The sequence below is a fragment of the Paenibacillus sp. FSL H7-0943 genome (genome assembly GCF_037963265.1).
Classification (GTDB): domain Bacteria; phylum Bacillota; class Bacilli; order Paenibacillales; family Paenibacillaceae; genus Paenibacillus_AQ; species Paenibacillus_AQ odorifer.
On the sequence record NZ_CP150148.1, the window covers coordinates 2306832 to 2321487 of the forward strand.

Annotated in this window: 16 protein-coding genes; 12 read left to right on the forward strand and 4 right to left on the reverse strand. The window is 44.6% G+C overall.

Annotated features, from left to right (window positions below; all coding sequences use genetic code 11):
* The first annotated feature begins 167 nt into the window (after window positions 1-167).
* Complete coding sequence (locus tag NSQ55_RS09865) at window positions 168-3272, forward strand: PAS domain S-box protein (protein ID WP_339172897.1); 3105 nt, start codon at window positions 168-170, stop codon at window positions 3270-3272.
* Complete coding sequence (locus NSQ55_RS09870; protein WP_339172900.1) at window positions 3269-3754, forward strand: NusG domain II-containing protein; 486 nt, start codon at window positions 3269-3271, stop codon at window positions 3752-3754. Before NSQ55_RS09865 ends, NSQ55_RS09870 begins: the two co-directional genes overlap by 4 nt.
* Here the strand turns inward: NSQ55_RS09870 and NSQ55_RS09875 are convergent.
* The 3 genes from NSQ55_RS09875 to NSQ55_RS09885 are packed head-to-tail and all read right to left on the reverse strand — an operon-like array spanning window position 3747 to window position 6687.
* The gene (locus NSQ55_RS09875) at window positions 3747-4622 is read right to left on the reverse strand and encodes a TIGR03943 family protein (protein WP_339172903.1); all 876 of its coding nucleotides are present in this window, start codon (window positions 4620-4622) and stop codon (window positions 3747-3749) included. The genes NSQ55_RS09870 and NSQ55_RS09875 overlap by 8 nt on opposite strands.
* Before the next feature lie 50 nt (window positions 4623-4672).
* Window positions 4673-5662 carry a permease gene (locus NSQ55_RS09880; protein ID WP_339174469.1) on the reverse strand — a complete coding sequence of 330 codons (990 nt, stop codon included), beginning with the start codon at window positions 5660-5662 and terminating at the stop codon, window positions 4673-4675.
* A complete protein-coding gene (locus tag NSQ55_RS09885) occupies window positions 5659-6687 on the reverse strand; it encodes a GTP-binding protein (protein WP_036679372.1) in 1029 nt (342 codons plus the stop codon). The genes NSQ55_RS09880 and NSQ55_RS09885 overlap by 4 nt, the downstream gene beginning before the upstream one ends.
* Before the next feature lie 203 nt (window positions 6688-6890).
* Here NSQ55_RS09885 and rpmG point away from each other — a divergent pair, with 203 nt between their 5' ends.
* The 10 genes from rpmG to NSQ55_RS09935 all read left to right on the forward strand — a co-directional run bounded on the left by rpmG (window position 6891) and on the right by NSQ55_RS09935 (window position 13732).
* Window positions 6891-7040, forward strand: coding sequence for a 50S ribosomal protein L33 (gene rpmG / locus NSQ55_RS09890; protein ID WP_076098468.1), 150 nt, complete (start codon window positions 6891-6893; stop codon window positions 7038-7040).
* Window positions 7041-7088: 48 nt separating this feature from the next.
* The gene (locus tag NSQ55_RS09895) at window positions 7089-8297 is read left to right on the forward strand and encodes a GTP-binding protein (RefSeq protein WP_076125069.1); all 1209 of its coding nucleotides are present in this window, start codon (window positions 7089-7091) and stop codon (window positions 8295-8297) included.
* Window positions 8298-8515: 218 nt separating this feature from the next.
* Window positions 8516-9223: a metal ABC transporter ATP-binding protein gene (locus tag NSQ55_RS09900; RefSeq protein ID WP_339174472.1), complete on the forward strand. Its 708-nt coding sequence runs from the start codon at window positions 8516-8518 to the stop codon at window positions 9221-9223.
* On the forward strand, window positions 9169-10035 hold the full coding sequence (locus tag NSQ55_RS09905; RefSeq protein ID WP_339172908.1) for a metal ABC transporter permease: 867 nt from the start codon (window positions 9169-9171) through the stop codon (window positions 10033-10035). Before NSQ55_RS09900 ends, NSQ55_RS09905 begins: the two co-directional genes overlap by 55 nt.
* Window positions 10025-11083, forward strand: a complete 1059-nt coding sequence (locus tag NSQ55_RS09910; RefSeq protein WP_339172911.1) for a metal ABC transporter substrate-binding protein — start codon at window positions 10025-10027, stop codon at window positions 11081-11083. Before NSQ55_RS09905 ends, NSQ55_RS09910 begins: the two co-directional genes overlap by 11 nt.
* Window positions 11084-11109: 26 nt before the next feature.
* A complete protein-coding gene (gene rpsN, locus NSQ55_RS09915) occupies window positions 11110-11379 on the forward strand; it encodes a 30S ribosomal protein S14 (RefSeq protein ID WP_038569786.1) in 270 nt (89 codons plus the stop codon).
* 149 nt (window positions 11380-11528) lie between these two features.
* Window positions 11529-11963, forward strand: coding sequence for a DUF6157 family protein (locus NSQ55_RS09920; protein WP_081383129.1), 435 nt, complete (start codon window positions 11529-11531; stop codon window positions 11961-11963).
* Window positions 11941-12711 carry a GNAT family N-acetyltransferase gene (locus NSQ55_RS09925; RefSeq protein WP_081390515.1) on the forward strand — a complete coding sequence of 257 codons (771 nt, stop codon included), beginning with the start codon at window positions 11941-11943 and terminating at the stop codon, window positions 12709-12711. Before NSQ55_RS09920 ends, NSQ55_RS09925 begins: the two co-directional genes overlap by 23 nt.
* Before the next feature lie 16 nt (window positions 12712-12727).
* Window positions 12728-13093 carry a hypothetical protein gene (locus NSQ55_RS09930; protein ID WP_339172916.1) on the forward strand — a complete coding sequence of 122 codons (366 nt, stop codon included), beginning with the start codon at window positions 12728-12730 and terminating at the stop codon, window positions 13091-13093.
* 3 nt (window positions 13094-13096) lie between these two features.
* Complete coding sequence (locus tag NSQ55_RS09935; protein WP_076125081.1) at window positions 13097-13732, forward strand: class I SAM-dependent methyltransferase; 636 nt, start codon at window positions 13097-13099, stop codon at window positions 13730-13732.
* 112 nt (window positions 13733-13844) lie between these two features.
* Here NSQ55_RS09935 and NSQ55_RS09940 read toward each other — a convergent pair whose 3' ends face one another.
* Window positions 13845-14648, reverse strand: a complete 804-nt coding sequence (locus NSQ55_RS09940; protein ID WP_339172918.1) for an MBL fold metallo-hydrolase — start codon at window positions 14646-14648, stop codon at window positions 13845-13847.
* Window positions 14649-14656 lie beyond the last annotated feature (8 nt).

The following is a 14656-nucleotide window of genomic DNA, read 5'->3' on the forward strand; positions in this document are numbered from 1 at the left end:
TTTTCAGAGGGAGACTTGCTGTTTATTTTTGCGGAGTTTTACTGCGAAAGTTACCAGTCTATCATTTAGGACTCAACTATCAAGCTTATTTACCGAAAAAAAGGTATACTGAAATTATTACAAGTTTGTTAATATAGTCCCCCATTTTCAAAAGAGGAGGCTTACAGGTGTCTGATTTTCTTTTTAAACAGCTATACTTACGGTCTTCTATCGGGATTGCGGTAGTCTCTCCGAAGGACGGGACGTTATTACAATCGAATCTTGCGCTATGCCAAATGTTTGGTTATGCAGAAGAAGATCTTTTGAATATAAATTATCTGGATCTTGTGTATCCGGAAGATAAAACTAATAACGATCATTCCGTTATCCTGAACGATTTGCTAGCTGAGCCTGGGACTGCATTGGAGAAAGAACGGCGGTTCTTGCGTAAGGATGGCGATATCATCTGGGTAGCCCAACATATATTTTTAATCTATCAGGAGAACTCCAGTGAACCCTATGTCCTGATTTCTGAGTTAACGGATATCACTGACCGAAAACTTGCTGAACAAAAGATTCATGAAGATGAGCAGTTATATAATTTGATTACGCAAAATACACCGGATATGATTTCTTTTGGCGATCCTGACGGGACACTGCACTACGTATCTCCCTCAGTGGAGCTGCTATTAGGTTATTCTGCACAAGAAATGATAGGTACCAAAAGACCCGAGTATTATCACGTAGATGATGCTCTAGAGATGATTGAACAAGGTAAGATATATTCCGATACGGACGTATTTACTCGTAGAGCCCGTCATAAAGATGGACATTATTTGTGGATCGAGAGTTCTTCCCAAGTGGTACGTGATGAGCAGGGGAACGTTAAACAGATATTAACCATTGGTCGCGATATTACTCAGCGCAAGAAATACGAGGATATGCTGGCTAAAGCGCAACACCTTGCGAAGATGGGATCCTGGGAATGGGACATGACAAAATCACGGCTGACGGTTTCCAGAGAGATGCGTAATATTTTTGGCTTTTTGGAAGATGAGAGCAATCATTCTTATTTTGATTACAGACGTGTTTTTGCTTGCATTGATCCTGACGATTTCATCAGACTTGAACGGTTAGTACATCAATCCATGGAGAATGGGACTAATGGCGAAGTAACGGTCCGTATTCATAGTGCGGATGGAGAGCTGAAATTTCTGGATGCGCACTGGGAAGTGATTACGGATGAAGAAGGAAGACTGCTGCAGATCAGCGGGATAGCCCAGGATGTCACCGAACGTCAACGAATGGAAGAACAACTGCGGGAAAGTGAGCAGAACTATCGTCTGATCTCAGAAAATTCTATGGACTTCATTTCACGTAATGCAGCGGACGGGAGCTTTACCTATCTGTATGCCTCACCCATCTGCCAGACTATGTTTGGCTATGCACCAGAAGAAATGTGCGGAACTAGAGGGATTGATTACATACATCCGGAGGACAGAATCAAATTAACTTCATATCTCAGCAATTGTATGGAGGGGAAGAAGCTTGAGCCTGTTATTCTCCGGTTTATTTGCAAAGACGGAACCTGTATTTGGACAGAAACGACACTGCGGTATATTTACTCTGAGACCTGCGGGAATCAGGAGCTTGTCTGTGTAACCCGCGACATTGGGGAACGTACGCGTCATTTTGAAGAAATACAGAAATTAAGTAACGAGTATGCGCTGATCTTGAATTCGGTCTCTGAGGGCATATTTGGGATGAACCTTGAAGGCAACACGATGTTCATTAATCCAGCAGCCATTACTATGTTGGGTTTCGATCCTACTGAGTGGGGAAACAGCAAATTTCATGCGATTCACCAAACCTGGCTGGATAACGAGTCTTTTACAGGAATTCAGAAGACGCTGCTTCCTTCGCGCTCCAATAATCTCACTATTGAAGATAGGGAGGGTGTGTTTTGGAGGCAGGATGGTTCAAGCTTTTTAGTCAGATATCGAATGACCCCACTGTTTGATGGTGATGAACGGATTGGGGCGGTTGTCGTCTTTCGTGATATCACGGAGGAGAAGGAGATTGTGCGGGCGAAGGAGTCTGCCGAGGAAGCGGACCGGGCAAAATCGGAGTTCCTAGCGATCATGAGCCATGAGCTGCGTACGCCTATGAACGGTATTATTGGGATGGCTGATCTTTTATCGGGGACGGAGCTGGATGAAGAGCAAAGCTACTACACGCAGATCATTAACAAAAGCGGAGAGGCATTGCTTCATATTCTGAATGAAGTGCTGGATTTCAGCAAAATTGAAGCAGGCATGATGACGCTTGAACTACAAATGGTGGATTTGCATGAAGTGATACAGAACGTTTGTGAACTGTTTTATCCGAAGGTTAAGGAAAAAGGGCTTTTACTTACTAGCGAGTTATCTCCTGAGCTTCCAGCCGTCATCATGACTGATGGGGCGAGATTGCGTCAAATTCTCGTAAATCTGGTTGGGAACGCAGTGAAATTTACGGAGACAGGTGAAATCAGTATCTCTGTTATGCTAGAAGCCTCAGAGGCATCCGGAAATCTTATCGTGAAATTTGTCGTAAAAGATACTGGGTTGGGGATTCCAGTTTCCAGCCAAGGTCTATTATTTCAATCCTTCTCGCAATTGCATCCGTCGATCAATCGTAAATATGGCGGAACAGGGCTTGGACTTGCCATTAGTAAAAAGCTGGCCGAGCTTCTTGGCGGATCTATCGGTGTCAATAGCTGTGAGGATGAAGGCTCGGAGTTTTATTTTACAGTGGAGGTCTCTCTACCCAAAGAGGAATGGGATCAGAAAGTGACCGTCAACGCCTCAACAGATGTGGTCAGAAATGATAAATCTGCTATTAAAGAGTTAACTACCGGTGAGTATGGACCGATGTCCATTCTTATTGCTGAAGATCATCCTGTGAATCAGCAGCTTATGCAGGCGTATCTGAAAAAGAGGGGATATGTTCCTGACATCGCTTTAAATGGTGAGGAAGCGGTTCGGGCTGTGCTTTCCAATCATTATGATCTGGTATTTATGGATATTCAAATGCCTATTATGGATGGAATAGAAGCAACGGGAATCATACGTGAGAAGCTTGGGCTGACTCCAATTATCATTGCGGCTACAGCTTTTGCCAGAGATGAAGATAAGATGATGTGTCTTAGTGCTGGAATGCAGGATTTCATTTCTAAACCCATCTCGATAAAAGAGCTCGACCGGGTATTAAGAGAATGGTCTGCCCAAATTCGTTTAGGTGAGCATCATTGACAAATAGGATTATGATTAATATATTGATATTAATCGTAATCATTACGTATATTATTTGTCATGAAAGGATTCTAACCTTGTTAACAATGAAGCGCGGGGATATTTTAATTATTGTGATAGCCTTGTTAGCTGCGGGCTTGATTTATGGCATGAAGTGGTGGGACAGCAGCAATGAGCAGTATCAGCAAGGGGATTTGAAAGCTATAATTACGGTGGACGGTAAAGAGTACAAAACCGTTTCTTTGACTAAAGAAGAACAAATTATAGATATTCAAACGAAATTCGGTCACAATACGCTAAAGGTGTTTGATTATGGAATCCAAATGACCTATTCTGATGCTCCCTTAAGAATTGCTTTGGAAATGGGGTTCATCTCAAGACCCAAACAGCAAATTATCTGTATTCCAGCTCGTATTATGGTAGAAGTATTTAATCCTAATAAGTCTGAGAATGATGAGGATGAGCTAGATACGATTATTTAGTAATCTTAGTTGAGCCTTCTAGCTCCTTCCATGCGGTGATAGAGTCAGGACTGGTGTAGATGTAAGGTGTTACGGGTTGTTTGATAGGTGTAATAGACTCTGCACTAATTTGCATAATTTCTTGACCTTTATAGGGAACAACTTGAAGCTTGCCCCGGACCTCTATCCAGGTATCGGTAGGCAGGCTTTTTAGCTTGCCGGAATCCACTAATATCCCAAAAGGTGTAGCATCGGCAGTACAGCATTGGACCAGAAATCTACCTATGGCAAAAGAATTCTCTGAATGTTCACCTTGATCACGATATAAAAAGCCGGTAATAGTAATTTCTTTGCCTGCAAATTGTTGTTTGTACAGCTCAAGCGCACCTAAAGTTTCGGAGAAAATCGCCGAATAAACTGGGACCACAGGTTGTGCATAAAGGATCTTGGCCAGCTCGGTAAGCTCTTCATGGTAAGGATCAATGGACTCGAATCTCGCGGAATTTTTAGCTTCAGTGGGCAAGGAGGATAGGGAGATTCCTTTTTTAGCAGCAGCCATACTTCCCAATGCGCGATCAGGAAGAAGAAATCCGAGCAGCAATGGAAAAAGGAATAATCCATATAGCGCTGTACTTTTGAAAAAAGAATGTGGGAGCCGATGCTCGCAGTCACAGAGAACACTACCTTTGCCAAATAAAGCCTGTATGGTCAGACTGAGCGCCATAAGTGTCAGCGGGATTGGGCATAATTGAACCCAGCGTGCCAGTTTAGGAGCTACATAATAATGCAAAGCGTCCTGCTGTACCAGATGCCCGATATAGAGGGCGAAAACGAGCAGAATGACCGCCCTTAACAAATAGTGAAACCGGATGCTACGAGAGTCATTCATGCTCTATCCTCCTACCCATGTTGTAAGCAACAGCTTACCACCTCTATGAATTACAGCCACAAGGACATGAATACCGCCCCAACAAACACGCTTGCGAAGATCAGAAAGAACAAATAAAGAGCGAATTTGGTCTTAAACAGTGAGAGCAACATCAATGAATTTTTGAAATCCAGCATGGGTCCGAATACCATAAAAGCGAGCAGAGCCCCAGATGGAAAAGAATGTACGAAGGTGGAAGCTACAAAGGCATCTGAGGTGGAGCAGAGCGAGAGCACAAATGCCAGTCCCATCATGAAGAAATATGACCCCAGCGGCTTAGCTCCGATCGCGGCCAGACTGTCTTGAACCATAAATGTCTGAATACCAGCGGTTAACAAGCAGCCGATAATTAAATATTTCCCCATCTCAAAAAACTCATCTGAGGTATGGACGAAGACAGCGGCTATTTTTCCCCCGCGAGAATTTTTGTGATGAGCTTCCCCCGTTTCACGCTGAACATTTAGGCGGATGGGAGATTTTTTGACCGTTGCGTAGATTATCAAGCCTATGAGACAGGCTACAACAAACGCCAGACCCATACGGGCATAGGCCAGCTCCGAGTGGCTGCGAAATGCTGTCATGGTCGCCCCATAGACGACAGGATTTAGGATCGGTCCGGACAAAATAAAGACGATAGCCACGTAAACAGGCATACCTTTATGGATAAGCCGGCGGACGAGCGGGATCATTCCACATTCGCAGACCGGGAAAATAATTCCGAGCAGACATGCGAACAGAATGGCCGGAAGAGGTCGCCGCGGAATCCACCGGGAAATCATTTCATCCGGGATAAAGACGCGAAGCAGTGAAGATAACAATGCTCCTGCTAATACAAACGGCAAGGCTTCCAGCAATATACCGATAAAAGCGGTTTTGAAGGTGTCGATGTACGCATTATCCAACAGTTCCAGATGATACGGCAGCCATAAAAAACCAATGATAATCAGGAACGAGATCGGGAGGAGCAACGGCAGTATTTTTAATGGTGAAAAGGTAGTCAAAACTCGAATAAGGCGGACCACCGATCTGCCAGCTGTTCTTCATCTATATTCATCCCGATGAACACTACATAAGGCATACCAGGATAACGAGAGGCTTCCCAGGTAGTACGCATCCCCGCATATTGAACAAGCTGAACCGGCTCCTGTTCGGACAAAAGAATATGCCCCTTGGCACGTAATAGGTTGTCACCCCATTCTTGGAAGAAGGCCTCTAGGCGTTCTTTAGAAGGCATAGTTGTCCTTACCTGCGGAATGGTTAACGTGATGGCTGTTACCTGCGAGAAAGAAGCATGCTGCTCCTCATGCAGCTCTTTTACAGCGGTTCCCCCATGCTCTGAATGCATTTGTTTCAGTGATGCTCCTTTGAAGGTTTGAGGCGCTCGCTGCGGAGCCGGAGCTATGATTTTACGTGGGATAATTCCTGACAATATCGGAGACAGGTTGATTTCACTGTAATGGGTGTACACAATTTCAGCCTCCGTATTTTGTTTGCGAACTCCCTTTTCAATTCGCCATAAGGTTTCCGGTTCTACGAGATCACTTTTATTAACGACAATAAGATCAGCTGTGGAGAGCTGCTTACGCAGGGTCCGAACGAGCTGTTTGTCAGAGGAGAGTCTGCTGTTATATTCCAGAGCATTTTCCGCATCTAACAGAGTGATGGTATAGTGCAGCTCCACCAGATCCTGTAGAGGAGTTTCCTGCAACGTTTTGGCGATTTCTTCAGGATCGGCGACGCCGGTCAACTCCATATAAATGGCATCTGGACGTCCTCTCAGCAGCACCATCAGGCTATCTGCCAAATCCTCTTTACGGCTACAACATACGCATCCGTCCAGCAGTTTAGTTACAGCTGTACCGGTATGCTCCTGCAAAATATACCCGTCCACATCTCGTTTGCCCAGTTCATTCATTACTACTCCTGGATTCAGCCCTCTTACCTTGCTCTCTTTCAGCAGGGACAACAGCAGAGTTGTCTTCCCGCTCCCCAGAAACCCGCTCAAAATAATTACTGGTATCTTCATGATCTCCACTCCTGCCTGATTCTCTAGGAATTACAAGAATCATATTTTTTATAATTCCATCTATACGTAATTTGTCCACCAGAAAGACCACAAAATTAAGAGAGTTGAAATTTTTACAAGATCATAGTTGACAGATTGTGAATAAACCGTGTACGATGTGTTAATCGTAATTATTACGATTTAATCAAAAGGAGATGGAAACGATGAGAGTAATCATAACTCTGGCATGTACGGAGACAGGAGATCGCAACTATACCACTACCAAGAATAAACGAAATCATCCAGGGCGTATGGAAATGAAAAAATATTGTCCACGCCTAAAGAGAGTAACCTTACATCGCGAAACCCGTTAAGGGCGGATGTTTTTAATCTTGATTTTATAAACGATAGGAGTGGTATAGTTGAAAAAGCTCCCTGTTACCGTGCTCAGTGGATATTTGGGCTCTGGGAAAACAACATTGTTGAATCATATTCTGCACAACCGTGACGGTCTTAAAGTAGCTGTTATTGTAAATGACATGAGTGAAGTGAATGTGGATGCGAATCTGGTGAAGTCCGGAAATACGCTTTCCAGGACTGAAGAGAAATTGGTTGAGATGTCCAATGGTTGCATCTGTTGTACACTTCGTGATGATTTGATTGTCGAAGTACAAAAACTGGCTGCGGAAGGGCGATTTGATTACATCCTGATTGAATCCTCAGGCATTAGCGAACCAGTACCAGTAGCACAGACCTTTACCTATGCCAATCCCGAGTTGGATATTGATCTGACTTCGCTTGCTCAATTAGACACGATGGTGACTGTTGTGGATGCTGGGCGTTTCTGGCATGACTTCTCCTCAGGTGATAGTCTGATGGACCGCAACCAAACGGCTGGAGAAGGGGATTTCCGCGATATTGTGGATCTGCTTATTGATCAGATCGAAACTTGTGATGTCTTGCTGCTTAATAAGTGCGATCTGTTGAAAGAAGATGAACTCAATAAGCTTGAAGCTGTGCTGCGTAAGCTTCAGCCGTCTGCTAAGCTGATCCGTACAATTAACGGCGTAGTAGATCCAAAGGAAATTCTAAATACCGGATTGTTTGATTTTGAGAAAACAAGCTTATCCTCTGGTTGGATCGCGGAGCTGAATAAAGAGACCCATACCCCTGAGACGGAGGAATACGGGATTTCTTCTTTCGTCTATCGCCGGAGAACACCGTTCCACCCGCAAAGATTAAGTTTTTTCTTTAGCAACTGGCCGGAAGAGGTCGTTCGGGCAAAAGGGGTGGCATGGGTAGCGGCAAAAGGTGATCTTGCAGCTACTGTAAGTCAGGCAGGACCTTCCATTCAGTTCGGACCTGCTGGTTACTGGTTGGCTACAATGCCTAAGGATCAGCAGCTGGAGGTGCTGGAAAGCGAACCTGAGCTGCGGGCAAAATGGGACGAGCAGTGGGGCGATAGAATAAATGAAATCGTATTTATCGGTGTAAATATAGATCAGGCACAACTCGAAGCCAGATTGGACAGATGTCTGCTGACAGCGGAGGAGCTGAAGCAGGATTGGACAAAGTTCAACAATCCACTTCCGTGGCCTGTTGAAGAACTCCTTGCGGCTGCTGAGGAATAGATACTTAGTAAATTAACGGTGGAAATCCGGAATCCAGAAGGTGGGATTCCGGATTTTTGTTGTATTCGAAAAAGGACTAATAGTTATTATTACGATTAATTTTCAGTTTTGGGTTTACAAATCGTAATGATTACGATATTATCAAATTTGTTAAATCGTAAAACTTACGATTTAATCCGGGTTGGACATAATATCAGTCAGAAGGGAGGCGAGGCATGATGATCCTATCATCCATGCGGAATGTAGTGTTCGGGTATGGGGATGAACCTGTTCTTGATGATATCTCATTAGATATTCATACCGGACAGTTTATTGGTATAACGGGACCCAATGGTGCTGCTAAAACTACCCTGCTGAAGCTAATGCTCGGCCTGCTTCGTCCATGGAGTGGAACGGTTCAGTTGAATAAAGAGTTATCAGATAACGGAAAGATGGTTATCGCCTACGTTCCACAGCAGGTAGCTTCTTTTAACGCAGGGTTCCCAAGTAAGGTGATCGAACTGGTTCGCTCGGGTTGTTATCCAAGGCTTGGATTATTTAGACGCTTTACACCTGAGCAGGACGAGATCGTTGAGCGAAGTTTAAAGCAGGTGGAGATGTGGCATTTGCGAGACCGGAAGATAGGAGAACTGTCAGGCGGCCAGAAGCAGCGGATTTGCATCGCTCGAGCATTGGCACAACAGCCGCAGATATTGGTTCTCGATGAACCTACTACGGGGATGGATCTGGACAGTCGTATTGGGTTCTATAAGCTGATGCGCCATGATGTCAGTGAACACGGCCGGACCGTAATCATGGTGACGCATGGCCTGGAAGAGACCAGCTCCTATCTGGATACGTTGATCAGCCTGGAACGAAAGGAGAATGAGGGTTGGCAATGTTTAGTTACGAATTCATGCAACGTGCATTTTGGGCCGGTGGATTAATTGGCATTATCGGTCCGCTACTCGGGATATATCTCATGCTTCGCCGTCAGGTCCTAATGGCGGATACCCTATCTCATGTTTCGCTTGCAGGAGTAGCACTAGGCTCAATACTACAGCTTAATCCGGCACTAAGTGGCTTCATGGTAGCGATTCTCGGTGGTATTGTCATCGAACAGCTTCGACGTTCTTATCGTACATATAGCGAGCTTCCGGTAGCGATTATTATGACCTCTGGATTAGCATTGGCAGTTGTACTTATGAGCTTAAAGCAGAATTTAAGTAAAAGCTTCAGTTCCTATCTGTTTGGTTCCATCGTTGCGGTCAGCGACACTCAACTAAAGATTATCGCTGTGGTTGCTGTAATCGGTCTGATCTATTTTATTGTGTTACGCAGATCCTTATATAATCTGACCTTTGATGAAGAGACCGCTAGTATCAGTGGAGTTCATGTGGGCTGGTTATCATTTTCGTTTGCTGTACTAACTGGAATGACAGTCGCTGCTGCGATGCCAGTTGTTGGAGTGCTGTTAGTCTCAGCGCTTATTGTTTTGCCAGCTTCGATTGCTTTGCGTATAGCGTCTGGTTTTACGACAGCTATATTGATCTCAATCGGCGTAGGATTACTCGGCGTTTTTAGTGGCCTAAGTGCCTCGTATTACATCAATACACCGCCTGGTGGGACGATTGCTCTTATACTGCTATCGTTCTTATTAATCGCAATTTTGGTACAGAAGCTGATCCGACTAAGAAATCGTCGGCGAATTCATAAAACTATTTCCAGTAAAGGAGTTACACCTCTCAATGAAATTTAGAATCCATCATTTAGCCATTTTGTCCCTGTCCGCGTTACTTATTGCCGCCGGTTGCGGTAATAATGCTGTTAATTCTTCTACTACTACGAATGCTTCTGGAGCCGCAGAAGCTACTGTCCTTCCGGAGTCATCTAAATTAAATATTAAAGTCAGTTTCTATCCTATTTACGAGTTTACCAAAAATGTGGCAGGAGATCTGGCGGACGTGGAAGCACTCATACCAGCAGGAATCGAACCCCATGATTGGGAACCGACAGCAAAAGATATGGCAGAAATCTCAGATGCGGATATGCTGATCTATAATGGCGCAGGAATGGAAGGCTGGGTAGATCAGGTGCTGGAAAGTGTATCTGGCACTCCGTTAATTACTGTAGAAGCGAGCAAGGGTCTGGACATCATAGAAGGCACGGAAGAGGAAGAGGCTGACCACCACCATGAAGAAGGAGAGCATGCTCATGAAGAAGAGGAGCATGCTCATGAAGAAGGAGAACATGCTCATGAAGAGCATTCGCATGATCACGGTGGATTAGATCCGCATGTGTGGCTCAATCCTACATTAGCCATTCAAGAAGTGCGTAACATTGAAGCAGCTTTAGCTGCTGCCGCACCTGAACATGCCGAGGATTTTAAGACAAATGCAGATGCTTATGTAGCTAAGCTGGAGCAACTGGATCAAGAATTTAAGGACGGTCTTAAGGATACTAAACGCAAGGATTTTATTACTCAGCATGCGGCTTTCGGATACCTTGCCAAGCAGTATGGATTAACTCAGGTCCCGATTGCCGGACTATCTCCGGAGCAGGAGCCTTCTGCCGCAAATATGAGTAAGATTGTGGAGTTTGCGAAAGAGCATAAAGTGAAGACGATTTTCTTCGAGACACTTGTATCCTCCAGTGTGGCAGACACAATAGCAAAAGAGATTGGTGCCAAAGCAGCCGTTCTAAACCCAATTGAAGGATTAACAGAGGAAGATCGCAGTCAAAACCTGGATTATTTAGGAATCATGCGTCAGAACCTGGAAGCCTTGAAGAGTGCATTGAACGAGTAGATTTAAAGGATGGAAGGAGAACGAACATGGCCAAGAAATCTAAAGTTGTGAAAGAATTGAAGAGACAAGCACTAGTCGCCAAATACGCTGTTAAAAGAAAAGAACTAAAGGAACAGGGGGACTATATGGCTTTGCAAAAGCTGCCACGTGATTCCTCCGCAACTCGTCAAAAAAATAGATGCCAAGTGTCTGGCAGACCTCGAGGCTATTTGCGGAAATTTAATGTTTCCCGAATTGTATTCCGCGAATTGGCGCATAAAGGTCAGATTCCGGGCATTACCAAGTCGAGTTGGTAAATGAGAACGGCTAATCCTCCGTAGTTTAGAGGATTGGCCGTTTTTGCTGTTCATCCATCATGGGCTTTAGAAAATTCGGCTATGCTTAGAATAGGAAAATGATTTATCATAGAAGGAATATATTTCTATTTAAGATGGAGGGGATGCAAATGAGCTATACCGATACTTTTATTCGTGTAGCAGAGGACTGTCCTGAGGAAATAGGAGTTCCTCCGATGTCTTGCCGAACGCTCCCGCCTGCACATGTGATTCAATATGAACTGTTAATCAATGAGCCCTACAAATACAATCATGAAGAACTTCTGTACGAGGTTCATGTGCGCCATAAACAAATTCCACAGGAAGAACGTTTGGCCCGTAAGGAAGAAATATGGAACGAACTATTTTCCAAAAATCATCCTTGTCTAAGGGCTTCACTGTTGCCGAAGCGTTTTGGTTGGGGTGTTCATTATAACGGTGAGGGGAAAATAGCTCTCTATGGCAAAGAGTCTCCCGAATATGACTATTTCACCTCCCAAGGGGAGGGAGCTGTGAAATTACTGCCTGCGATGCGTAACAAACGTGCTTCAAAAGGAGCGGATTAAGCTGTATAAATTCATAGAAGAAATCACACTTAATACTTGGCCGGCGGAGCAAAGCGTTCTCCTGCAGGGCTGGATTCTACGTTCGGCAGCTGGTTATACAAAAAGGGCCAATTCGGTCAATCCATTATACGGGGCTGACAGCTCTCAGGTTGAACTCACAGAACAAATCAAGCTTGCGGAGCGTTATTATGAGCATGCTGGACTACAGTCCGTGTTCAAAATAACCCCCTACATCCAGCCGCCAAAGCTTGATGAGATTCTTGCAGAGCGTGGCTATACAATTGCCGAGCCTTCATCTGTAAGGCTTCTTGATCTGGGGGACTTAGCGAGCCCCGATCTGCGTTATACGGTTCAGATACAGGAGAGCTTGACTGAAGAGTGGCTGCACACCTTCAGTGAGCTTACCGGCTTGTCTGATAAGAACCGGGAAACCTTAACTAGAATGTTGTCTGCATCACATTTGCAGCAGGGTTATGTCCTGTTGTTTAATCATGGTGTTCCTGTCACCTGCGGTCTTGGTGTGATTCAGAACGGGTACTTGGGTCTGTATGATATTGTCACTTCCCCTGCTCATCGTAGAAAGGGAATGGCGGAACAGCTGCTGCTAGCGTTGCTTAATTGGGGGAGAGCAAAGGGAGCAACAACTTCCTTTCTGCAAGTTGTGCAAGCGAATACGGGGGCTTCAGCCTTGTATGACAAGCTGGGTTTTAAGGAGATCTATCAGTATTGGTATAGAGTGAAAAACTAGCTGAGGAGGGGATGCGGTGAGAAAATTAGGATTGAATCTCCTGATCATTATTGTGTACTGTTTTCCATTTGTATATTTCGCGATGGATAAAGATTTCAATAATGGTTCAATGGTTGGTTATTTAATGATGATCGTCATAACATTACTAATAGCTTTTTTGGGAAAATGGTCTAATAATATAATTGCTATAGTCATTGGGAATATCGCTTCTGCATTTGTCTCTTATTATTTTATTAGCAACTTGTCAGGGGAAGGCGGTTGGGACGGGACGTTTTTCAAACCACTTGGACCTACAGGATCGTTTATATTTTTTAGTATGCTAAACCTGATCCCTCAGTTCCTTGCGATGAAATTAGCGAATAAATTTAAAAAGAAGGTCTAATCTATGTCCGAATACTGGAGTCGAAGATTTGCTCAGGAAGGAATGATCTGGGGGAGTGAACCTAGTCCTACAGCTCAGGCAGCAAGGGATATATTCCGGCAACATAACGTGAAATCAGTTTTAGTCCCGGGTGCGGGATACGGAAGAAATACGAAGGTGTTCTCAGATGAGTTTAAGACCTTAGGCATTGAGTTGAGCGAGGACGCGTTAAAGATGGCGGCAGAATGGGATCCCAAGAGCCATTTTATCTCAGGTTCTGTATTAGATCCTATTTCTGAAGTACAGGTTGATGCTGTCTACTGCTATGACGTATTGCATTTATTTCTCGAAGAGGATCGCCGCAGGCTCGTAGCTAATTGTCTGGAACAGCTGCGGCCGGATGGCTTGCTCTATTTTACCAGTTTTTCCGATGAGGATGCGAACAACGGCTGTGGAACACTTTTGGAACCGGGAACCTACGAATACAAAGAGGGAAAATACGCCCATTTTTTTAGTGAAGAAGATTTAAGACAACATTTTGCAGGTACGAAAATAATTACGACCGGCTCATGTGTGGAGACTTTATGTGGGCCGCTTGGAAAAAAACATCAATACATACTGAGATATATCGTCGCACGTAAATCTGCACTAAGCAAGTAATTTAGGGAGGAACTCCCTATAATTTCGTTGAATATCCGTAGAATCGGCTATATCAAATGAATTATAGGGACTTTTTCCCTAGACCTCTGTGCGCTGATCAGGAGTACCTTTTTTACACAAATTTACCTTGACCCGGTAGCGCCATTTCTTTGAAATTTTTGCACAAATGAGCAAGCTGAGTAGACAGCTCCTCACCTTCCATGGGTACTCCATGTCCCGAAAGAACAAGATGTGGATTCAGCAAGGCAAGGGTACGGACCGATTTCTCAGCAGCTTCCCAGTCTGTCGTGAAATAAGAGGGTGGGCCATGCACCACCTGATGCTGCGTAGCCACTGCAAATACAGATTCCTGTTTGACCGTAAGGAACGTATCACCTGCGATCAGAACTCTATCCTCAGGCCTGAACAGGGAGATATGTCCGGGACTATGTCCAGGGGTATGGATCCATTCCCAGCCCTTCGCACCAGGGACAGTCCTGTCTTCCGGCAAGGCATGAACGGCTGAACCAAGGTCAATGCCATGATGTGAAAATAAAGGGGAAATCATGCTCATAAGCCCGCCGCCTACGGCCGGATCGGCTGGAGGGTAGTCTTCTTTACCTGTCAGAAAAGGTAGTTCTAGAGGATGAGCATATACAGGCACATTCCATTCCTCAACAAGCCTTTTTACACCCCCAATATGGTCAAAATGCCCATGCGTCAGGATAATTGCCACCGGAGGTTTATCATAATGCTCCGTAGCAAAATCAATAATATTGCCTGTATATGAGCTAAGACCAGTATCTACAAGAACCCAATCCGAAGAGGGCTGGCCAATTAATGCGACATTTACAAACATAGTGCGAAGTCCAATGACACCAGGGGCCACTTTCCAAGTATCGGTATAGCCCTTTGACAGAATTCCGTTAAGTTTCATCTTGCGCC